This window comes from Streptomyces sp. NPDC047072 (genome assembly GCF_040643855.1).
GTDB lineage: Bacteria > Actinomycetota > Actinomycetes > Streptomycetales > Streptomycetaceae > Streptomyces.
Window position 1 is genome coordinate 17,026 of sequence record NZ_JBEYVC010000047.1, and the last position, 21,654, is coordinate 38,679.

A 21,654-nucleotide genomic window follows, 5' to 3' on the forward strand; every position below is an offset into this window, starting at 1 on the left:
AGCGGGGCCCGGTTCAAGCAAGGGGCCCCGTTCAGGCGGCGGTGGCGGCCGGGCTGCCGTACACGGCGTACGCCAGCCACGTCGGATCACCGCCGTGCAGGTCGCGGACGGCCTGCCGGGCCGCCAGCGACGCCTGCCCGAGCGGCTCGCGACCGGTGAGCAGTCGGTCGTAGAACACTTCGGCGAACCGCAGCGCGGACCGCGACCGTACGGGCCACAGCGTGCCGACGAACGCGCCCGCGCCCGCGTTGAGGAACTGCGGTGCCCACCCGAGGCTCTCGCCGAACCAGTCGATCTCCCCGGCGCTCCGGCAGGCGTTGAAGAAGACCAGGGGCCGGTACGGGCGCAGTGAGCGCAGTTGTGCCGCCGACGCGAGGTCGATGGGATCGAAGGGCCCGTCGGCCATGGTCACGCACGAGCCACTGCCGGTGAAGGCGTTGTGGCACGCGAAGTGGAGCAGCCCCGCGTGCCCCCGCTCGATGAGTTCGGTCAGCGCCACCCGCTCGGTCAGCACACCGGCGTCGGCCACGCCCGCACCCAACCGGGCGCGCAGCGCGGCCACTTCCTCGGCCGCGTCGGCCGGAGACCCGGGCGGCACCACGAACGCCGCCCCCGGCAGCCCGATGCTGCGCACCCGGTCCTGCCCGAACACCCGCCGCACCACGGGCAGCCACTCGGCGAGGAACCCTCTGTCCTCGCGGCCCTCGTTCAGCGGATACAGCAACTCCCAGGGGACGATGTCGTGTTCGCCGAGGACGGTGAACGCCGACACCCGGTCGGCCTCCTCCCAGAACTGGCTCTGCACGGCCTGCGGAACGGCCGCGGTCCACAGCTGTACGCCGTGATTGCGGAGGCGGTCCCGCAGCCGGCGCGCGTCCCCGTCGCCCCTGCCGGTGGCTGCGCCGGTGCCCGCAGCCTGCGCGGCCCTGCGCAGCTCGGCGTAGAGGTGCTCGGTGGCCCGGCGGGGGTCGCCGCCCCGGAAGCGGAACACCTCCGGGGCGTAGAAGCGTTCGCTGATCAGCTGGAAGGTGTAGGTGCCGGCCGCCTCGTCCTTGAGCACCTGGAGCGTGACCTCGCCGGGGTCGAAGGCCAGGGACGGCATCGCGGCATGGCGCCGGGGGCCGTCGCGGGTGATGCTGCCGTGCTCCACGGAGACCTGGCAGCGGATCTCCCCGAGGAAGGTGCCGCCCCGGAACGCCCGCACGGTCACCTGGTGCAGCCCCGGCGCCGCCGCCCGCAGCCGGAACAGCAGCACGTCCGAGTCCCGGTCCGGCATGACGTGCACCTCCTGCTGCAGCTCGTCGACGGTCACCAGCCCGGGCGCGTGGATCGTGACCCACACCCGGGCACCCTCGCGGGGCACATGGAACGCGGCCAACTGCGCACCCCGTCCACCGCCGTCCCGGACGATCTGCACCTGGAGCGGCACCTCTCGCCCGGGGGAGACCTGCTCGACCATCTCGGCCACCAGCCACCGGGGCTCCGCCGAATCGTCGCCTCCAGGCCCGCCTGTCTTGGCCTTCCGGTCTGCCGCGAGCGACCAGTCGGGCCTGGAACCGTAGGTTTCGGGGACGGCCTGCGGCCAGCCGTATCCGCCGGAGGACGGCGTACCCGCTGCGCCGGGCTGCGTCTGGTCGGGCCAGGCCGATGTGGTCGCCTGGCCGACAGCGGGTTGGTAGGGAGACTGCGGAGTGCCGTCCACGTCCTCATCGGCATCGGCGACCGGCGGGGCCGCGAACTCGGCGACGAACACACGCAGTTCAGCCGCGAATCCCGCATCCTTTGCCAGGATTAGACGCAGATCGGCGACCAACTCCCGCTCGTCCGGCTCGTAGAGCCGCAGCCGCATGAGCAACGGCCCGCTCCCGCGTACGCGTTCCAGACGACCGAGCACCCGCACGCGTTCCTCGTCCGTCGACATCCCCGACAGCACACGCGCGGCGGCGACCGCCAAGCTTTCCAACTCGGGATCCATGACTTCCCCTCGACCACCCGATTCCCAGGCGCAACGGTACTCAGTGCGAGGCCCCGCCCTCTTTCTCCCAGACCGGCACCGACTCCAGCCCGAGCCGCGCACGGGCGAGGTCGGTGAGTTCCTGGACCAGAGCGGTCTTGGCGCGTGAGTAGTCACGCGGGGAGGTGCCCGCCGCGACGATCGCCCTCTTCAACTCCCCGTAGCGGGCGGCGTCTTGTGGATGCGTGCGCAGATGGTCCCGCAGGATGCGCTGGTTGCGCGTCGGCCAGCTCGCCTCGGTGACCACATGCAGTACATGAGTTCTACGGCCTTCCACGCCCCGCACGTAGACGAGCCGATCGACCATGCCGTTGAAATGCCGCCGGTACCCCAGCTCTGCCAGCCCCTGCTCCCGCCCCTCCACCTCGGTGAGATCCGCGACGGCAGCCATGAGATCGATGACCGGTTTCGCCACCAACCACGGCACCGCGGTCGACCCGATGTGCTCGACCGCCACCAACACCCCGGCCAGCACATCCCACAACTCCGTGATTGCCTCCGCCGCACGCCCCAGCCAAGCGGGGTCGTACTCGACGATCTCAACATCCGGCGTGACCATGTGCGTGATCCTCCCCGAGCTGACTGTCACCCACGATCAGGAGAACGCATGGTCGACACCCCCGGCATCGACGTCATCGTCTTCGACGTCCTCGGCACCCTTGTCGACGAACCCAGCGGTCTACGAGCCGCCATAGGCGAAGCCGTACCCGCGTCCGACGATCAGACCGTGGAGGGACTGCTCAGTCTCTGGCAGCAGCATGTGGAGCGGGAGCAACGGCACATCGCGGAAGGCCGCCGATCCTATGCGAACACCCAGGTCATCGACGCAGAGGCCGCTCAACACGTCGCCGACCGCGCCGGTGTCACCGATTCCGAGACCGTCGCCCGCCTGTCCACGGCAGCTCATCGCCTGCCGCCCTGGCACGACTCCGTCGCCGGTCTTGACCGGCTCGCACGCCGCTTCCCCGTACTCGGGCTCTCCAACGCCTCCCGAACCGCACTCCTGCGACTCAACGCGCACGCCGGCCTGCGCTGGCACCAGGCCCTTTCCGCCGAGTCGGTCCGGGCCTACAAACCGGCCCCGGAGGTCTACCGGCTCGCCCTCGACACCGCCGGGTGCCCACCGGATCGTGTCCTCATGGTCGCCGCCCACGCCTGGGACCTGCGCGGAGCCCAGGCGAGCGGCATGCGCACCGCCTACGTCCACCGACCGGTCGGCGACCCACCGACCGACGACGACACGTTCGACCTCCGGTGCGGCGGACTGGACGACCTGTTCACCGCACTGACGACGGGATGACACCCTAGGGATCAAGGACCCAGTGCAAGCCGCCCGGATACTCTGCGCCCCGTGAGTCGGCCAGGACAACCTGCGCAGGGTCGTCCTCCGTGAGCGCGACCGCCCCGGCGCGCCGAACATCGGTCTGATCGACACCGTCGCCCGCTACGCGCTGGACGCCGGCTACCACGTCGTCGTCGAGGGCGTCCTGTACGCCGACCGCTACGGCGACATGCTGAGCCGGCTCCGTGCGGACCACCGCGGCCCCACCCACGCGTACTACCTGGACGTGCCCTTCACGGAGACCCTCGTCCGCCACGCCACGAAGCCGCAGGCGGCCGAGTTCGGCGAGAAGGAGTTGCGCAGCTGGTACCGGGAGCATGACGTGCTGCCCGACGGCATCGAGACCGTCATCGGCCCCGACAGTCCGCTGACGGCGACGGTCGACCGCATCCTGCGCGAGTCCGGCCTGGCCGTGCTGCCGCCCGTGGACCGGTGACAGCCCCCGCCTAGTCCGTTTCGCCTGGCTCCGGCTCCGCCGTCACCGCGACGGCAACCACCCCGCGCGCCCGCACCTCCTCCAGCACCCGTGCGTCGGCCGAATCGTCCGTCACCAGGGTCCAGCCCTCGCGGAGCGCGGTCCAGGCGTGGAAGGGACGGCGCCCGAGCTTCGCCGCGTGCGCGAGGACGTAGACGTGGTCGGCGCGCCGGGCCATCAGCTCCTTGAGGCGCGTCTGGCGCAAGTCCGCCTCGCAGATGCCCAGTTCGGGCCAGATACCGTCCGTACCGAGGAAGACCCGGTCGAACGTCATCCGCTCCAGGGCGGCTTCGGTGAGCGGCCCCACGAAGCCCTGGCTCAGCGGGCGGAGCGTCCCTCCGAGGCACTCGACATGGATCGTCTCCACGTCGGACAGCGCCTGGAGCGAGGTGAGCCCCGTCGTCGCGACGGTGATGTCCTTGACCGTCCGCAACTCATAGGCGAGCGCCCCCACCGTGGACCCCGCGTCCAGCAACAGCGTTTCCCCGGGCCGTACTTGGGACGCGGCCCAGCGTGCGATGGCCTGCTTGGCCTCGAACGCCTCGCCGACGCGCTGCCGCAGTGAGGCCTCGGGATGCGCGGTCAGCGCCATGGCACCGCCGTAGGTGCGGGCGAGGCGGCCGTCCGTGGTCAGTTTGGCCAGGTCGCGGCGGATGGTCGACGCCGTCACACCGAAGAGCTGGGAGAGTTCTTCGACGCTCGCCAGTCCGGTGGTCGTGGCGAGGTGGACGATGCGGTCGCGCCGGGCCTGGGATCCGATCGCAGACATCGGTCTGGTGTCCTCCGGTGTCCTGAGTGCCGTACGAAGGCGAACCGACGGTCAGCGGGTGGCCGGAGCGGTCGACATCTCGGCGGCCTGGCGCAGGGCCTCGACCATGCTACCGGGCTCGGCGCGGCCCGTACCTGCGATGTCGAAGGCCGTGCCGTGGTCGACGGAGGTGCGGATCACGGGCAGTCCTACGGTGAGGTTGACGCCCGCCTCGATGCCGAGGACCTTGACCGGGCCGTGCCCCTGGTCGTGGTACATCGCGACGATCAGGTCGTAGTCGCCGCGCGAGGCGAGGTAGAACGCCGTGTCGGCGGGAAGCGGGCCGCGCGCGTCGATGCCGTCGGCGCGCAGGACCTCCAGCGCGGGCACGATCTTCGACTCCTCCTCGCCGTTGCCGAACAGCCCGTTCTCCCCGGCGTGCGGATTGATGCCGCACACCCCGATCACCGGCCGCGCGACCCCGGCCCGCACCATCGCCTCGTGCCCGCGACGCACCGTCCGCTCCACCAGCCCGGGCTCGATACGGTTCACGGCGTCGATCAGCCCGATGTGCGTGGTCACGTGGATGACCTTCACCTTGGGCGTCGACAGCATCATCGACACCTCCTCGACACCGGTGAGGTGGGCGAGCAGCTCGGTGTGCCCCGGGTAGAGGTGACCGGCCGCCTGGAGCGCTTCCTTGTTGAGCGGCGCGGTGCAGATGGCGTCGACCTCGCCGCTGAGCGCGAGTTCGGCCGCGACCCGGACGTAGTGGTAGGCGGCGTCCCCGGCCGCGGCGGACCGTTCCCCCCAGGGCAGGTCGGCGGGCAGCAGGCCGAGGTCGATGACGTTGATCCGCCCGGGGGTGAACTCCGCCTCCGCGGGGGTCTTCACCGGTACGACCGTGCAGGTGATGCCCCGGATCTCGGCCGCCTGCCGCAGCCGTCGGGCGTCGCCCACGACCACGGGGCGGCAGACGCGCAGGGTGGCGGGGTCCAGCAGTGCCGGTACGACGACCTCCGGGCCGATGCCGGCGCCGTCGCCCATGGTCACCGCGACGACCGGAAGCGGCCGCTCGGCGGCACCGCCCTGGTCGACGGCGGAGGTGGCGGCGGTGGGGGCTGCGTTCACGAGGTCACTCCTGTGGGGTGGTCGGTCGGGACGGGTCGTACGGATGCGGGACGGCGCAGCGCGCGCACGATGCGCAGCAGGGAGTCGGCCTCGCCGTAACTGCCCGGCCGGGTGACGACCTGGCGGCCGTCCGGGGTGTGGGAGTGCACGGCGCCGTGGTGGATCTGGCCGACCGGGCGCAGGTGCGAGACCCGCAGGGCGTCCAGCACCCGGCGTGCGGTCTCGCCGCCGGTGAGGACCAGATCGCAGTCGTACGCCGATGCCGCGACGGTCTCGGCCAGCGCGGCCACGAGACGGCGGGCCGAGCCGGGGGCTAGCAGCCCGGCGATCCGGACCACGGTCACCCCCTCGGGCGGGACGACGAGCGGCCGCCCGGCACGCAGCAGGTCGTCCGCGGTGAGCGGTATGTGATGCGCGCCCTCCGCCACGAGATGGGTGACCTGCTGAGCGGCGGAGGGTTCGGCACTGCCCACGACGACGAGCAGCGGGCGATGTGTGGTGGCGGGGGAGGGCGGAGCCGGCGACTCCGGAGGCGCCAGCGATCCAGGGGACACGGGCACCGACGATCCGGAGCTCACCGGCGTCGGCGATCCGATACCCCTCGGCCCCGCCGATCCAGAAGCCCCCGGCACCGAGGAGCCCCCGCCACGCCCGAGCGCCCGCCCCACCGCCCCCGCAAGCCCTCCGGTCCCCAACAGCCGTACCGAGGACCCCAGTTCGAGCGCGGACCGGGCGATCGCGTCGAGGTCCGCGTCGGTCTCCGCATCGCACACGGGATGCCGTCCCTGCGCGATTCGCGCAGTCAACGCGTCCCGCAGTGCGCGATGCCCGCCCCGGACCACCGCGAGCGGCACCGGCGCGGTCGGCACGTCCCCGAGCGCGGCGGCGACGGATTCCGGGGCGGGCCGGGACTCGGCCTGCCAGGCGGCGGTCGCGTGCAGCGGAACCCCGTCGAGCCGGACGACCCCGTCGCGCACGGTGCGCCGCGCAGGTGGCAGGGCAGTGGCGATCACCACGCCCGCGCAGCCCTCGGCATAGGCGGCCGCCTCGGCGGCGAGATTGCCCCGGAGCAGCGAGTCGACCTTCTTGAACAGCGTGGCCCCCTCGGGAGCCTGTGCTGTCACGGTGCGCACCGCCCGCCCGGCCTCCTCGCCGGTCAGCTGCCGGGAGTCGAGGTCGACCACGACGGTCCCGGCGCCGGCCGCCTGGGAGAGGCCCCCGGACAAGGGCCCCAGCAGCACCTGCCCCGGCAGCCCGAGCGCCACGGCCGTCTCGGCGGCACCGGAGAGATCGTCGGCCAGGGCGAGGACGGGGCGGTCGACGGCGTGGACGGCCGTGACGTCGGTGACGGCGGTGAGGGACACGGGTACCTCCTCGGGCGGTCCGGTCGGACGGCCTCGGGCACCGATGATGACACGAGATGCGCGAACCGCGCGAGACCCCTTGCGCACTTCGCGCAACCGTGCCACCTTTTCCGGCGCGACACCCGTTCGTCTCCCGCCGACCCGCACGCCCCCCAGGACCCCTACGACCCCCACGACCGGCACCCCACCGGACCACGGGCCACGGACCGTCGGACTGCGGGCCACGGATCACAGGACCACCGGGTCGCCGCGAGAGCCGCACCCCGCACGTACTGCACACCCCGCACACCCCGCACACTCCGCACACCCCGCTCCGGTAGCCCGGAACGGACCCCGAGCCGGTCGCCCCCGGAACGCGAGAAGGTCGACGATGACCCCAACTCCATTCAGCGCCCCGCCCCCCGAGCCCCCGGGGCATGCTTCGCTCCCCGCCCCGGCCCGCCGGACCCTCCTCCGCTGGAGCGCCGTCGGCGGCGCCTCCCTGGCTCTGGGCCCGCTGTCGGCCTGCGCAGGTCCCACCGGCGCCCCCGGCCCCGGCACCCTCACGCTCGGCCTCAATCGCTCCCTGATCAGCCTGGACAACAAGCTCAACCAGTTCGACGCGGCGGTCACCGTGCAGCGCGCGGTCCGTCAGGCGCTCACCCGGATCGGCCCCGGTATGAAGCGGGAGCTGGTCCTGGCCGACCGTTTCACCATGACCGCGCCGACGACGTGGACGGTCCGCCTGCACGCGGAGGCGCGCTACTCCGACGGCAGCCCCGTCACCGTCGAGGACGTCACCACCGCCCTGAAGATGTACGGCGAGGTCAACGGCTCCTTCCTCCTCGGCCTCTTCCCGGAGCTGCCCAGCGTCGAGAAGACCGGCGACCGCACCTTCCTGCTGCACACCGAGCGCCCGGTCCCGGTGCTCGACCGCCTGATGGCCAACATCCACATCACCCCGGCCGCCGCCAACAAGCCGGAGGAGCTGCAGAGCGGCGTCGGCTCGGGCCCGTACACCGTGGTGAAGGCCAACAGTGGCGTGGGGGAGTACACCCTGGCCCGCAACACCCGCTACTGGGGCGGCCGTCCACGCGTCGACACGGTCCGCGTGCGCTTCGTCCCGGAGGAGTCCAGCCGCGTAATAGCCCTGCGCAGCGGTGAGTTGGACGTCGTCGACACGCTCACCCCCGACTCGGCCGAACAGCTCACCGGCCTGCCCGGGGTCGCCCTCCAGGAGACCTCCGGCGTCCGCATCTGCCAGCTCTTCTACAACTTCCGCAAGCCCAAGGGGAGTCCGCTCGCCGACGCGCGGGTCCGCCGCGCCCTCACCTACGCCGTCGACGGCGAGTCCCTCGTCAAGGACGTCCTCACCGGCTCGGCCGAGGAGGCCCAGGGAGTCGTCCCGCTCGCCCTCGAAGGCGCGGTGCGCACCGGCACGTACACCTACGACCCGAAGAAGGCGAAGGCGCAGCTGAAGTCCCTCGGCGCGGAGGGACTGCGGATCCGGATCATCTGGGAGTCGGGGGAGTTCGCCGCCGACGCCTCCGTCATGGAGGCCGTCGTCGACATGTTCCGCGACATCGGCGTACGGGCCTCACTGCTCCAGTTCGAGCCGGGCGGCGACATCCTGAAATGGCGTCAGGGGCGGGCCGGCGACTGGGACGTCATCGGCAACGGCTACCCCGGCACCACCGGACAGGCCCTCACCTCCCTCCAGGGCATGTACGGCGGCACCGCGGCGAAGGAACGCAGCCGCGACACCTACATGGGCTATGTCGTCCCGGACGTCCAGCGCTGGCTCGCCGACGCGGGCACCGAGACCGACACGGCCGCGCGGGACCGGAAGCTGGCCGTCGTCCAGCACGCCGTCTGGGGCACCTGGCCCAGCCTGTGGGCCTTCGTGCCCAAGACGATGCTGGCCCGCCGCGACCGCGTCAGCGATCTCGGCCTGCTGCAGCTCAACTCCTACGACCTGTCCGCCGTACGACTGGAGAGCTGAGCCGTGGCCACCTACCTCGTCCGCCGCCTCGGCCAGAGTCTGCTGGCCGTCTTCCTCACCCTCACCACGGTCTTCCTGCTGGTCCGCCTCGCCCCGGGCGACCCGGCCGCCGCCTACGCCGCCCCGAACGCGCCCAGTGCCGACCTCGACCGCATCCGCGCCGAGTTCGGCCTCGACGAGCCGCTGATCAACCAGTACGGCATCTTCCTGCGCGAACTGTTCACCGGCGACCTCGGCACCAGTTACTCCTTCCACACCTCCGCGCTCGACGTGGTCCTGGACCGGATGCCGTACACCATCACCCTCGCCGTCTCGGCGATCGCGCTCACCACCGTCGTGGCCGTGCCGCTCGGGGTGTGGATGGCCCGACGGGCCGACACGCGGCGGGAGTTGGGCGCGAACGTCCTGACTATCGCCGGGCAGTCCATGCCGGACTTCTGGACCGGCGTGATGCTCCTGACCGTGTTCGCGGTGCTGCTGCCGGTCCTGCCCGCCTCCGGATTCACCTCCTGGAGCGGCCTGGTGCTGCCCACGGTGACCGTCGCCGTACTCCAACTCGCCCTGGTCTCCCGGCTGGTGCGCCGCGAGATGACCACGGCGCTGGCCGCTCCGTACACCACGACCGCCCGCTCCCGAGGCGTCTCCGAACACGCGCTGACCTGGCGCTACGGCCTCCGCAACTCCGCCGTCCCGCTGCTCACCACCCTCGGCACCCGCTTCGCCGCGCTGCTCAACGGAGTCGTGGTCGTCGAGGTCGTCTTCGGCTGGCCGGGCGTCGGCTCGCTCGTCGTCCGGGCCCTCGCCACCCGTGACTACCCCCTCATCCAGGCGACGGTCCTGGTCACCGCGACCCTCGCGATCCTCGTCCAGCTCCTCGTCGACCTCGCCTACCCGCTCCTCGATCCACGGGTACGACTCGGAAAGGCGGCCTGAGCCATGACCGACACCGCCACCCCGCGCACGGTCGCCGACGCCGGCCGGCCCAGCGCCGTCACCGCCCGCGACCTGGCCCGCGCCACCGCGACCCGGCGCCGGCGCAGCGCCCGCGTCAAGATCTGGATCGGCGCCGTCTGCACGGCCCTCGTCGTCCTGCCGGTGCTCCTCGCGAACCTGCTGCCGCTGCCCGGCGCCAACGCCCAGGACCTCTCCCGGCGCCGACTGCCACCCTTCACCGACGGCCACCTCTTCGGCACCGACCAGCTCGGCCGCGACCTGCTCTCCCGCATCCTGCACGGCGGCCAGGTGTCCCTGTCGGTCGGCGTCCTCGCCGTCCTCGTCTCCGGTCTGATCGGCATCGCCGCGGGCTCGGCAGCCGGGTTCTTCGGCGGCTGGATCGATGCCCTTGTCTCCCGCTTCCTCGAAGCCCAACTCGCCCTGCCGCTCCTGATGATGCTGCTCCTCGTGGTCGCCCTCTTCGGGCCCTCGGTCACCGTCATCACCTGCGTGATCGCCGTCGCCCAGTGGCCCGAGGTGGCCCGGCTGACGCGCTCGCTGGTGCTCGTCGAACGGGAGAAGCCGTACGTCGCCGCCGCGCGGGTGCTCGGACTGCGCGGCACGCAGGTGCTGGCCCGGCACGTCGTGCCGAACGTGGTCCGGCCGGTGAGCCTCGTGGTGCTGCTCCTGCTCGCCCAGGCCGTGCTCCTGGAGAGCGCGCTGAGCTTCCTCGGGGCCGGTCCGCAGCGGCCGTTCGCCACCTGGGGGCGGATCATCTCCGACGGCCAGGCGTACATCACCACCTCCTGGTGGCTCGTCACCCTGCCCGGCCTGGTCATCGCGCTGCTGGTCGTGGGCGTGAACCTCCTCGGCGACGGCCTGCGCGACCGGAAGGGAGCCTGACCGGTGACCGAACAGCCCCTGACGTCCAAAGAGGAGTCCCCGCTGCTCGACGTGGCGGACCTCCAGATCGAACTCGTCACCGCGCGCGGAGTCGTCCGCGCCGTCGACGGCGTCAGCTTCACCGTCCGCCGGGGCGAGACCGTGACCCTCATCGGCGAGTCCGGCTCCGGCAAGTCGACCACCGCGATGGGCGTTCAGCGCCTGCTGCCCGAAGGGCTCGCCGTCCTTTCCGGCAGCGTCCGCATCGCCGGACGGGACGTCCTCGCCGACCCCGCAGCGGCCCGCGCGGTCCGCGGCCGGACCGTGTCGCTCATCCCGCAGGACCCGATGACCGCCCTCAGCCCGGTGCACACCATCGGCCGCCAGCTCGGCGACGCCATCCGCCTGCGCCACCCCTCACTGTCCCGAACACAGGCCAGGGACAAGGGAATCGACCTCCTCGCCCAGGTCCGCATCAGCAGGCCGGAGACCCGCTGGAAGGCCTACTCGCACCAGTTCTCCGGCGGCATGCTCCAGCGCATCCTCATCGCCGTCGCCCTGGCCGGCGAACCCGAACTCCTCGTCGCCGACGAGCCCACCTCCGCCCTGGACGCCACCGTCCAGGCGAGCGTCCTCGACCTGCTGATGGAGCTTCAGGAACGCACCGCCATCGGCATGTTGATGATCACCCACGACCTCGGCGTGGCCCGCCTGGTCTCCGACCGCATCCACGTCATGAAGGACGGCCGCTTCGTCGAGTCCGGCCCGGCTGACCGGATCGTCGACACCCCCGCCGACCCCTACACCCGCGCCCTGCTCGCGGCCGTGCCCCGGCTGGGCGCCTGGGACGAGACACAGGGAGCCGCCTCATGACCGCACTGCTGTCCGTCGAGGACCTCGTCGTCGAGTACCCGACCGCGAACGGGCCCTTCCGGGCCGTGGACCAGGTGAGCTTCCGGCTGGAGCGCGGCGGTTCGCTCGCCGTCGTCGGCGAGTCCGGCTGCGGCAAGTCGACCCTCGCCCGCGCCCTCGTCCGCCTCCTCAAACCGCGCTCCGGCCGGATCGTCCTGGACGGCACGGACATCGCCACCCTCCCGGAACGCAGACTGCGCCCGCTGCGCCGCCGCGTGCAGATGATCTTCCAGGACCCCTACGGCTCCCTCGACCCGCACCTGACCGCCCAGCAGATCGTCGCCGAGCCGCTGCGGCTGGCCGGCATGTCCCACCGCGCCGAACGCACCCGCCGGGCCGCTGAGTTGATCGACCAGGTCGGCCTGCCCGCCACCGCGCTCGACCGCCACCCCGCCGACTTCTCCGGCGGCCAGCGCCAGCGCATCGGCATCGCCCGCGTCCTCGCCTCCCGCCCCGACGTCCTGGTGTGCGACGAGGCCACCTCCGCGCTCGACGTCTCCGTGCAGGCCCAAGTCCTCACCCTGCTCAGGGAGTTGCAGGCCGAGACGGGCATCGCCTACCTCGTCATCGCCCACAACCTGGGCGTGGTCCGCGAGATGAGCACCGACGTCGTCGTGATGCGGGCCGGCCGCACGGTCGAGTCCGGCCCGACCGAGACCGTCCTCGCCGCCCCCGCCGACTCCTACACCCGCGCCCTGCGCCGCACCGCCCTCGACCCCACCGCACTTCACGGCCTCAAACCGCGCCACGTCCTGGAAGGAACCCCCACGTGACCACCGGCATCACCCTGCCGCACACGCCCGTCCCGCTCTCCCGCCTGGTCCTCGGCACCATGACCTTCGGCGACACCGTCGACCGGGACGGCGCCGCCGCCATGCTCGACGCCGCCCTGGACGCGGGCATCACCGGCGTCGACACCGCCAACGGCTACGCGGGCGGCGAGAGCGAGCGGCTGCTGGGGGAACTCCTGCCGGGCCGCCGCGACCGCATCGTCCTGGCCACCAAGGCCGGCATCCCACACCCCGACCAGGGCGAGAACGCACCCCTGTCCCCGGCCGGTCTGCGCGCCGCCCTCGACGGCAGCCTCAAGCGGCTCGGCACCGACCACATCGACCTCTTCTACCTGCACCAGCCCGACCGCGCGACCCCGCTCGCCGAAACCCTCGCCACCGTCGCGGAGTTGGTCGACGAGGGGAAGATCGGCGCCCTCGGTGTCTCCAACTACGCGGCCTGGCAGATCTCCGAACTCGTCCGCACCGCCGACGAGGTGGGCGCACCCCGCCCGGTCGTCGCCCAGCAGCTGCACAACCTCCTCGCCCGCCGCATCGAGGAGGAGTACGTCGAGTACGCGGCCGTCAGCGGACTGCGCACCATGGTCTACAACCCCCTCGGCGGCGGCCTCCTGACGGGGCGTCACCACTTCGCCGACACGCCCGACGAGGGCCGCTTCGGCACCTCCCGGCTCGCCGAGATGTACCGGCAGCGCTACTGGGACGAACGGCTCTTCACCGCCGTACGCCAACTCACCGCCGTAGCAGAGCAGTCGGGGCTGCCGCTCACCGAACTCGCCCTGCGCTGGCTGCTGGACCGCCCCTCCACCGACGCCCTGCTCCTCGGCGGCTCCAAGACCTCCCACCTGCTCGCCAACATCGCGGCCGCGGCCGCCGGACCCCTGCCCGCCGACGTCACCGCCGCCTGCGACGAGATCGGCGCCGGGCTGCGCGGTCCGATGCCCGCCTACAACCGCTGACCACCCCAAGGAGCACCGCATGACCCCCGCCGCCTTCGCCGCCGCCCTCCGCGCCCGTGAACAGCTCATCGGCTACTGGGCCGTCCTCGACTCACCCGTCTCCACCGAACGCGTCGCCCGCCTCGGCTACGACTACATCGCCCTCGACGCCCAGCACGGCCTCCTCGAATACGCCGGTGTGCTGCGTTCGTTGACCGCCATCGACACCAAGGGTTCCACCGCCGTCGGCCTGGTCCGCGTCGAGGCCAACGACCCCTCGCCCATCGGCAAGGCCCTCGACGCCGGAGCCGCGGGCGTCATCGTCCCGCTCATCGACACCGCCCAGGACGCCGCCGACGCAGTGGCCGCCGTACGCTACCCGCCGCTCGGCCGTCGCTCCTACGGCCCCATGCGCTCGGCACTCCGCATCGGACCCAACCCTGCCGACGCGCACCAGGAGACGGTCGTCCTCGCGATGATCGAGACCGCCGAAGGCCTCGCCAACGTCGAGGAGATCTGCGCCACGGACGGCCTCGACGGCGTCTACATCGGCCCCTCCGACCTGCGCATCGCCCTCGGCGGCGCCACCTCCACGGACCCGGCGGTCGCCGCCGATTTCGAGGCCGCGCTCGTCACCGTACGCACGGCCGCCGCGGCCGCCGGGATCGCGGCCGGCATCCACAACCCCGACGGCGCGAGCGCCGCCAAGCGACTCGCCGAGGGCTTCACCTTCGCCACCGTCGCCTGCGACCTCGTCCACCTCGAACAGGCCGCCGGCTCCCACCTGGCCGCCGCCTGCCAGGCGGGTGAGGGCCGTTGACCGGCGCCCACGGCATCATGCGCGCCCACCCGGACCAACCGGGCCGCTCCGAGACCGAGTTGGCCGCGCCCGCCGTACAGAACCACGCCGCGAACCTCACCGTCCTGCCCGGCGGCGAACTCGGCTGCGTCTGGTTCGGCGGCACCCAGGAGGGCGTCGCCGACATCTCGGTGTGGTTCGCCCGCCTCGCGCCCGGCTCCGACACCTGGTCGCTGCCGGTCCGCCTCTCCGACGACGCCACCCGCTCCGAACAGAACCCCCTCCTCTTCCCGGCCCCCTCCGGCGAGTTGTGGCTGCTGCACACCGCCCAGCGGTCGGGCCACCAGGACACCGCCGAGGTGCTACGCCGAGTGAGCGCCGACAACGGCGGGGCCTGGAGCGAGCCCCAAGTCCTCTTCGACGGCGGGGTGTTCGTGCGCCAACCCGTCATCGAACTGCCGGGCCGACTGCTCCTGCCCGTCTTCCGCTGCGTGGCCGCACCGGGGGAACGCTGGTCCGGCGGCCACGACACCAGCTCCGTCATGCTCAGCGAGGACGGCGGCCGCAGCTGGCGCGAACGCCCGGTCCCCGGCTCACGGGGCCTCGTGCACATGAACGTCCGCCCGCTGCCCGACGGTTCGCTCCTCGCGCTGTTCCGCAGCCGCCGCGCGGACGCCGTGCACCGCAGCATGTCGTACGACGGCGGCGAGACCTGGACCGAGCCGAGCCCCCTGGATCTGCCGAACAACAACTCCTCCATCCAGTACACGATGTTGGCAGACGGGCGACTCGCGCTGGCCTACAACCACAGCAGCCGCGCCGACGCCGTGGCCCGCCGGGAGTCGCTGTACGACGAGATCGACGACGCCGGAGGGGAGGAGCCGTTCACCGACGACGCGTTCTGGGGTGCCCCGCGCGCGCCCCTGTCCCTCGCGCTCTCCTCGGACGGCGGCCGCACCTGGCCCGCCCGCCACGACGTGGAGACCGGCGACGGCCACTGCCTGACCAACAACTCCCGTGACGGCCTCAACCGGGAACTGTCCTACCCGTCGATCGCCCAGACCCCGGACGGCAGCGTGCACCTCGCCTACACCCGCCACCGGCGCACCATCAAGCACGTCCGGCTGGACGCCGACTGGCTGAAGCGGGAGCTGCCCGCGTGACGACCACCCTGATCACCACCCCGACCTTCGCCCGCTGCGCCCACCGCCCTTGGGAGATCCTGGAGTTGGCCGGAGCGGGCCCGATCCGCCCCGAGGGTGCACCGGACCTGCGCACGGCCGACGCCCTGATCGTCGGCATGGAACCGATCACGGCCGACGTCATCGCCGCCGCCCCGCGCCTGAAGGTGATCGCCAAGCACGGTGTCGGCGTCGACACCATCGACCTGGAAGCCGCCCGCGCCCGGGGCATCCCCGTGGTGTGCGCGCCGGGCAGCAACTCCCGTGCCGTGGCCGAGTACACCTTCGGCCTGATCCTGTCGGCCTCCCGCGGCATCTTCGCCTCCCACCAAGGAGTCGCCGCGGGGGAGTGGCCCAAGCTGTTCGGACCCGAACTGCACGGCCGGACGCTCGGCGTGATCGGCTTCGGGCGCATCGGACGCCTGGTGGCCGGATACGGCGCCGCCTTCGGTATGCGGGTGCTCGCCCACGACCCCTACGTCCCCGACCCGCCCGGCGCCGAGCCCGCGGCCCTCGGTGAACTCCTCGCCCGCGCCGACGTCGTGAGCCTCCACCTCCCCGCTGACCCGGCCGCCGGCCCCCTCCTCGACCGGACCCGCCTCACCTCGATGAAGCGGGGTGCCCTGCTCGTCAACGCCGCCCGCGGCGGCCTCGTCGACGAGGAGACCCTCGCCGCGCTCCTGACCGACGGCCACCTCGGCGGGGCCGCGCTCGACGCCTTCGCCCACGAACCCCTGCTCCCCGACAGTCCGTTGCGTGGCGCCCCGAACGTCCTGCTCACCTCCCACATGGCCGCCTGTGGCCAGGAGGCCAACCGCCTGATGGGCGTGACGGTCGCCGAGGACGTGGTCCGCGTCCTCGCCGGCGACGAGCCTCTCAACCCGGCCACCTGACACTCGCCCCCGTCCCCCCTCGGTCCCGCCGCCCGGAGGCCCCCCATGTCGAAAACCACCTCCCAACCGACCGCCCTACCCCCGTCGACAGCCCTCCACGACCCCTACGCCCTCCGCGCCGAGGACATCCGCGAAGCCCCCACCACCTTCCCCGGCCGCCTGCGCCACCTCGGCCCCGGTTTCGTCCTGTCGGCCGCCGTCGTCGGCTCCGGCGAACTCATCGTCACCACCTCGCTCGGCGCAAGGGCGGGCTTCGCGCTCCTCTGGCTCGTGATCGTCAGCACCGCCGTCAAGGTCTGGGTCCAACTGGAGCTGGCCCGCTGGACCGTCCTCAACGGCCGTACCGCGCTGGAGGGTTACCGCGACGTCGGCCCCCGCATCGGCCCCGTGAGCTGGATCAACTGGCTCTGGATCGGCATGGACTTCGCCAAGATGTTCCAGCGCGGCGGCATCATCGGCGGCACCGCGGCCGCCTGCTCCATCCTCTGGCCGATCACGGGCGAAGCCCTCAGCTTCCCCTCCCTGGCCGTGTGGACGGTGCTCGTCACCGGCTCGGCCGTCCTGCTGCTGCGCACCGGCCGCTACGGCGTCGTCGAATGGCTCTGCGTCGCCTGCGTGGTCGTCTTCACCCTCGCCACGGTCGGCCTCGCCCTCGGCCTCCCGCTCACCCAATTCGGCTACGGCGGCGACGAGTTGAGCCAGGGCCTCAGCTTCGAGATCCCCGCCGGAACCGCCGGCATCGCGCTCGCCATGTTCGGCATCACCGGTGTCGGCGCCGACGAGATGACCACGTACACCTACTGGTGCATCGAGAAGGGCTACGCCCGCTGGACCGGCCCCGACGACGGCACCGAGGCCCGCGCGAAGCGCGCCGAGGGCTGGCTGAAGGTCATGCGCCTCGACGTCGCCGCCGGCTGGCTGGTCTGCACCCTGTGCACGCTGTCCTTCTACGTCATCGGCGCGGCCGTCCTGCACCCGCAGAACCTGGTCCCCGAGGGCAACGACATGATCACCACCCTCTCCCGGATCTACACGGACACGATGGGCCCGTGGGCCGAGTACCTCTTCCTCGCCGGCGCCATCGCGGTCCTGTACTCCACGCTCATCGGCTCCACCGCCAGCGTGCCGCGTCTGTGGACCAACACCCTCGGCCTGCTCGGCGTCGTCGACTGGCGGGACGTCCGGGTCCGCCGCCGTACGATCCGGATCCTGACCTGCTGTCTGCCGCCGGTGTGGGGCGCGTTCTTCCTCTACGTCCAGTCGCCCGTCCTGATGGTCCAGATCGGCGGCATCGGCGGCGGCGTGTTCCTGCTCGCCGTGGTCGTCGCCGTGTGGCGGATGCGCGCGACCGGCGTGCCCCGGCGCTTCCGCTCCAACTCGTGGCGGACGGCCGCCCTGGCCCTCAGCAGCGCCGCGATCGTCTTCCTCGGCGTGTACGGGGTTCTGGACACGCTGGGGCTCGTTCCGGCCGAGTGACGACCCGTCCGCTTCCGACGTCGTACGAGGTGAACGGCCCTGCGCCGCCATCCGTACCCCAGGGCGAGGACGATCAGCATACGACCGGGAGTGGCGACGTGCCCCAGCAGCAACCGCGAGGCCCCATCGACCGAAGCGCGCCTTTCGCGTCCGCGAGGCGCGCGGCCGTCGTCGGAAGCCTGGTGATTCTTCCCCTGGCCACGGCGTGCGGCGGTGACGAGGACAAGGCGGTCAAGGCGGTCACCCCCTCCAAGATGTCCGCCGCCCCGTCCGCCGGAGTCGTCGCCCCCGCCAAGGTGGAGGTGATCGCCGGTCTGACCGGCTGCAAGGCCACGATCCGCGTCGACGCGGACGAACTCCGCCAGGGCCTGTGTCACACCGAGAAGGCCGACTACCTGATCACCACCTTCCCCGAGGAGCAGTACAAGGAGGCCTGGCTGGACGCCGCCAGTGTGTACGGCGGCAAGTACCTGGTCGGCCTGCGCTGGGTGGTGAGCGCCAAGCCGGAGATGCTCGACTCCTTCCGCGACCAGCTCGGCGGCACGGTCAAGCAGCTGCGGGGCATGGGGCCGACACCGTCCGCGTGAGGCGCCGACGACGAACAGCCCCGGGGGAGCGACGCTCCGCCGGGGCTGTCACGCGTGGTGCCTAGTTGATGCAGAGCACCCCGCCGAGCAGGCAGAGCCCGGAGGAGTCCGTCGCCGAGGTCGAGGGGGTCGCCGTCGACGCCGAGTCGCTGCTGCTACTCGTGCTGTCACTGCTGCTGTCGGTCGCCGAGGCTGTCGGCGTGGACGTCGTCCCGCTCACCGTGTCGGAGGCGCCGGAGACCACCGAGTCGACCGCCGCGGTGGTGGCGGACACGGCCTTGGGGAGCGCTGCGGCCGCGGTGTCCTGACGGACCGCCTGCGTCGTCGGGGTGGCCTGCGGCAGCGCGGCCGCCTGCTCGTGCGCGGTCTTCGCCGTGGACTTGTGGGCGGCGCCGGCCGCGGCCGGGGTGGACTGATGGGTGCCGGGCGTCGTCGCGGTGTCGGACGCCGGCTCCACCGCCACGTCCTCCGCACCGCCCATGACCTCTCGGTCCGGCGCGGACGCCGCCTGCGTGCGGTCCGTGGACTGCCGCTCCATCGAGGCCACGGTCAGACCGCCGCCGACCAGCGCGACCGCGGTGGCCACCAGGGCTCGCCGCTGGGTCTTCTTCCAGCGCTCGCGCTGGCGCCGCCGCGCGGCCCGGCCCGTCGGCGAGACGGGCAGGCCCTCCGTGCCGTCGTAGGGGTCCGCCGCTACGTCCTCGGCGTAGGCGGCCGGGTCGTGCCAGGTCTCCGGGCCCGGGTCCTGCCACACAGCCGCGCCGTGCGCAGCAACGGGTGCCGCCTCCGCGAGCGGGAGGGGAGCGATGTCCGGGGCGTAAGCGCCGCACCCGGGGCACGCCAGGGCACCGTTGAGATGCCGTCGGCACGAGGAGCAGTAGTCCATCCGCGGTCTTCCTGACTCGGCTGCGCCACCGGCGGATTCAGCCGTGGCCTGGGCCCGATCGCACGAGAGATCGAACGGCACGTACGGTAGCGAGCCTTTGGCAAGGCGGTGTGCAGCCTGTGTGGTGCTCTTGCGGAGATGCGGTCCATGTTTCTCCGCAGAGGCGCAAGTCAGTAGGGCAGGGGCCGCCCGGAGGGGGTCCGCAGGTCCTGGGGCTCCGGCCGCCGCGGAATACGGGGAAGCCTCGTCTGCTGAATACGCCTCATGGTCGCCTCCCCGGCATAGTCCGCGTTGCGCGTGTGCGAAGGAGGCTTTCCCCGCCACGGGCCCCTCAACCCCCGTCAGGGTTCATGAAGTTGCGACGGGCATGCATGAACACCCGCTCGGCACGGTCCGGGGAGGAGGACCGTGCCGAGCGGGTCGGGCGGTGTGGCGTCAGGCGGTGGCCCGCTGCCTACGCCGCAGGGCGAGGTACGACGCCGTCGCACCGGCGGCCACGAGCGCCCCCGCGCCCAGGCCCACCTCAAGCGCCGGGAAGGCCGAGGTGTCCGTGACGGCGGCGGTGTTCACCATCGCCGGCCCCGGCGTGATGTCCGTGGAGACGGGGGCCACGTGCCGGATCGGGCCGACGGACTTCACCGAGCCGTTCGCGTTCAGCAGCACCTGCTTGTTGTTCGGGTGCCGGAAGTCGAACATGCCGCTCAGCGAACCCGCGGTCGCGTCGAAGGAGTGGTCGCCGATGCGCCCGGTGTGCCAGTTGTCCTCGACGAAGCGGATGATCGAGGACTGGTCGGTCTGCGTGTGGTCGACCTTGTTCACCTTGCTGTACGGCGATATCACCAGCAGCGGCTGCCGCGTGCCCGGCCCGCAGCGGTCCGCGTAACCACCGGACGCCTTCGGCCCCTTCTGGCACGCGGGACTGTCGGTGGCGAGATTGTTGGAGCCCAGCGAGGTGTCCGTGGAGCCGTTGCGCGGCTTGGCGTAGGCGTGGTCGTACCAGCCGTCGGAGTCGTCGTAGGCGACGACCACCGCGGTCGACTTCCACTGCGGCGAGCTCTGGATCGCGTTGATCTCGCCGACCAGGAAGTGCTGTTCGTCGACCGGGTCGGAGTACCCGGCGTGCCCGTCCTGGTACTCACCGGCCTTCAGGAAGCTGACGGCCGGCAACTTGCCCGCCTTGAGGGCCGCGCTGAAGTCGGTGAGGTCGTAGTTGTGGTTGGCCTGTCCGTTGTGCCCGATCTCGGCGACGTTCTTCGGCGCCAAGTGGTGCGGGTTCGACGTCGACTTGTAGTACGCGAAGGGGTTGTGGTGCGGGCTGTAGTCGACCACGGAGGCCCCGCCGACGTTGGTGTGGGTGGCGTCGCACTTGGCGTGGTCGCCGGACTTGCCGTCCCAGGAGGTGGAGGGCCGGAAGCCGCCCTGGAACCAACCCCACGTCACCTTCTTGGCGTTGAGCAGGTCACCGATGTTCCTGCCCTGCATCGCGGCCAGCGCGCTGGTGCTGGTGTGGTCCTTGTCGGCGCAGTCGTCGTAGGCAGGGTCCGGGTCGTTGACGACGGTCCCGACGCCCTTGGCGTCCGGGGACTTGACCGCGTACGAGTCGGGCGTGGCCGTCCGCTTGCCGGTCGCCGGGTCGATGGACACCACGCCGTGGGTCTGCCCGGAGACCAGGTTGAGCGCGCCCGGCGTGGAGGGACCGTAGACCGAGCTGAAGGACCGGTCGTCGAGGGCGTACTGCTGGGCGTAGTTCCACAGTCCGGTGACGGTGTTGCCGTCGTAGTAGTCCATCACCAGGCCCGGCTCGCCGAACAGGCCGCCGCTGCACTTGTCGACCTCGGTGTTCTGCACGTACTGGTCGGCCTTGCCGCCGTTCGCCGCGTACTGCTCCGGCCCGTAGGAGTGGTTCTGGTCGCAGGTCATCGCCTGGGCCGCGCTCAGCCGCTTCGGGGTGTACTGGTTCGGGTTCTTCGTCAGCAGCCCGGCGTGCGCGAGGGTGTCGACGTCCTTGGGGGTCTTTTTGGACGCGGTGAACTTCGTGCCGTCGGTGTTCGCGGCCTTCGGGTAGGTCGCGAAGTAGTGGTCGAAGGAGATGTTCTCGTCGAACAGCACCACCACGTGCTTGATCGGTGTCGCCGTCGACGAGAGGGCCGCGGGGCCGGCGGCCCCCGCCGGCGCCGCCCCGCCGAGGACCGTGAGCGCGGCGGCGCCCGCCAGTGCCCCCAGGCTCCGGACCGTTGTTCTGGTTGCCTTGCCGGCCATGCTCGTTCACCCTTCGCGCGCTTGTCGTACGGCCTGGATGCTCCGCCCGGTGCACGGCACCT

19 protein-coding genes and 1 pseudogene are annotated in these 21,654 nt (G+C 72.1%); 13 read left to right on the forward strand and 7 right to left on the reverse strand.

Annotated features, from left to right (window positions below):
- Positions 1–31: 31 nt before the first annotated feature.
- Both ABZ896_RS21445 and ABZ896_RS21450 read right to left on the reverse strand, forming a co-directional pair.
- Positions 32–1,975, reverse strand: a complete 1,944-nt coding sequence (locus tag ABZ896_RS21445) for a CHAT domain-containing protein (RefSeq protein ID WP_360931199.1) — start codon at positions 1,973–1,975, stop codon at positions 32–34.
- Between the two features lie 40 nt (positions 1,976–2,015).
- Positions 2,016–2,573 (reverse strand): GrpB family protein, encoded by a 558-nt coding sequence (locus tag ABZ896_RS21450; protein ID WP_360931202.1) that lies wholly within the window; start codon positions 2,571–2,573, stop codon positions 2,016–2,018.
- A 48-nt stretch (positions 2,574–2,621) separates the two neighbouring features.
- Between ABZ896_RS21450 and ABZ896_RS21455 the strand changes: the two genes are divergently transcribed.
- Complete coding sequence (locus tag ABZ896_RS21455; RefSeq protein ID WP_360931205.1) at positions 2,622–3,314, forward strand: haloacid dehalogenase type II; 693 nt, start codon at positions 2,622–2,624, stop codon at positions 3,312–3,314.
- A 55-nt stretch (positions 3,315–3,369) separates the two neighbouring features.
- Positions 3,370–3,792, forward strand: a pseudogene (locus ABZ896_RS21460) (kinase); the annotation flags it as partial.
- Positions 3,793–3,802: 10 nt separating this feature from the next.
- Here the strand turns inward: ABZ896_RS21460 and ABZ896_RS21465 are convergent.
- The 3 genes from ABZ896_RS21465 to ABZ896_RS21475 are packed head-to-tail and all read right to left on the reverse strand — an operon-like array spanning position 3,803 to position 7,074.
- A complete protein-coding gene (locus ABZ896_RS21465) occupies positions 3,803–4,600 on the reverse strand; it encodes a DeoR/GlpR family DNA-binding transcription regulator (protein ID WP_360931207.1) in 798 nt (265 codons plus the stop codon).
- A gap of 51 nt (positions 4,601–4,651) precedes the next feature.
- Positions 4,652–5,710 (reverse strand): 4-hydroxythreonine-4-phosphate dehydrogenase PdxA, encoded by a 1,059-nt coding sequence (pdxA, locus tag ABZ896_RS21470; RefSeq protein ID WP_360931210.1) that lies wholly within the window; start codon positions 5,708–5,710, stop codon positions 4,652–4,654.
- Entirely contained in the window at positions 5,707–7,074 is a 1,368-nt protein-coding gene (locus tag ABZ896_RS21475; protein ID WP_360931213.1) for a four-carbon acid sugar kinase family protein, read from the reverse strand. Before ABZ896_RS21475 ends, pdxA begins: the two co-directional genes overlap by 4 nt.
- A gap of 370 nt (positions 7,075–7,444) precedes the next feature.
- Between ABZ896_RS21475 and ABZ896_RS21480 the strand changes: the two genes are divergently transcribed.
- From ABZ896_RS21480 to ABZ896_RS21530, 11 genes are all read left to right on the forward strand, one after another.
- Complete coding sequence (locus tag ABZ896_RS21480; RefSeq protein WP_360931216.1) at positions 7,445–9,055, forward strand: ABC transporter substrate-binding protein; 1,611 nt, start codon at positions 7,445–7,447, stop codon at positions 9,053–9,055.
- A 3-nt stretch (positions 9,056–9,058) separates the two neighbouring features.
- Positions 9,059–9,988, forward strand: a complete 930-nt coding sequence (locus ABZ896_RS21485) for an ABC transporter permease (protein WP_360931219.1) — start codon at positions 9,059–9,061, stop codon at positions 9,986–9,988.
- Positions 9,989–9,991: 3 nt separating this feature from the next.
- Entirely contained in the window at positions 9,992–10,891 is a 900-nt protein-coding gene (locus ABZ896_RS21490; protein ID WP_360931222.1) for an ABC transporter permease, read from the forward strand.
- A gap of 3 nt (positions 10,892–10,894) precedes the next feature.
- A complete protein-coding gene (locus tag ABZ896_RS21495) occupies positions 10,895–11,743 on the forward strand; it encodes an ABC transporter ATP-binding protein (protein WP_360931225.1) in 849 nt (282 codons plus the stop codon).
- Positions 11,740–12,555 carry a dipeptide/oligopeptide/nickel ABC transporter ATP-binding protein gene (locus ABZ896_RS21500; protein WP_360931228.1) on the forward strand — a complete coding sequence of 272 codons (816 nt, stop codon included), beginning with the start codon at positions 11,740–11,742 and terminating at the stop codon, positions 12,553–12,555. Before ABZ896_RS21495 ends, ABZ896_RS21500 begins: the two co-directional genes overlap by 4 nt.
- Positions 12,552–13,532: an aldo/keto reductase gene (locus ABZ896_RS21505; RefSeq protein ID WP_360931231.1), complete on the forward strand. Its 981-nt coding sequence runs from the start codon at positions 12,552–12,554 to the stop codon at positions 13,530–13,532. Before ABZ896_RS21500 ends, ABZ896_RS21505 begins: the two co-directional genes overlap by 4 nt.
- Positions 13,533–13,551: 19 nt before the next feature.
- Entirely contained in the window at positions 13,552–14,331 is a 780-nt protein-coding gene (locus tag ABZ896_RS21510) for an aldolase/citrate lyase family protein (protein ID WP_360931234.1), read from the forward strand.
- Entirely contained in the window at positions 14,328–15,473 is a 1,146-nt protein-coding gene (locus ABZ896_RS21515; RefSeq protein WP_360931237.1) for an exo-alpha-sialidase, read from the forward strand. The genes ABZ896_RS21510 and ABZ896_RS21515 overlap by 4 nt, the downstream gene beginning before the upstream one ends.
- Positions 15,470–16,384 carry a phosphoglycerate dehydrogenase gene (locus ABZ896_RS21520; RefSeq protein ID WP_360931240.1) on the forward strand — a complete coding sequence of 305 codons (915 nt, stop codon included), beginning with the start codon at positions 15,470–15,472 and terminating at the stop codon, positions 16,382–16,384. Before ABZ896_RS21515 ends, ABZ896_RS21520 begins: the two co-directional genes overlap by 4 nt.
- A gap of 45 nt (positions 16,385–16,429) precedes the next feature.
- Complete coding sequence (locus ABZ896_RS21525; protein ID WP_360931243.1) at positions 16,430–17,860, forward strand: Nramp family divalent metal transporter; 1,431 nt, start codon at positions 16,430–16,432, stop codon at positions 17,858–17,860.
- Positions 17,861–17,985: 125 nt separating this feature from the next.
- Complete coding sequence (locus ABZ896_RS21530) at positions 17,986–18,447, forward strand: hypothetical protein (RefSeq protein WP_360931308.1); 462 nt, start codon at positions 17,986–17,988, stop codon at positions 18,445–18,447.
- A gap of 61 nt (positions 18,448–18,508) precedes the next feature.
- On the opposite strand, the gene ABZ896_RS21535 is transcribed toward ABZ896_RS21530, so the two are convergent.
- A complete protein-coding gene (locus tag ABZ896_RS21535) occupies positions 18,509–19,333 on the reverse strand; it encodes a hypothetical protein (RefSeq protein WP_360931246.1) in 825 nt (274 codons plus the stop codon).
- 435 nt (positions 19,334–19,768) lie between these two features.
- Complete coding sequence (locus ABZ896_RS21540) at positions 19,769–21,592, reverse strand: alkaline phosphatase family protein (protein WP_360931248.1); 1,824 nt, start codon at positions 21,590–21,592, stop codon at positions 19,769–19,771.
- Positions 21,593–21,654: the final 62 nt, after the last annotated feature.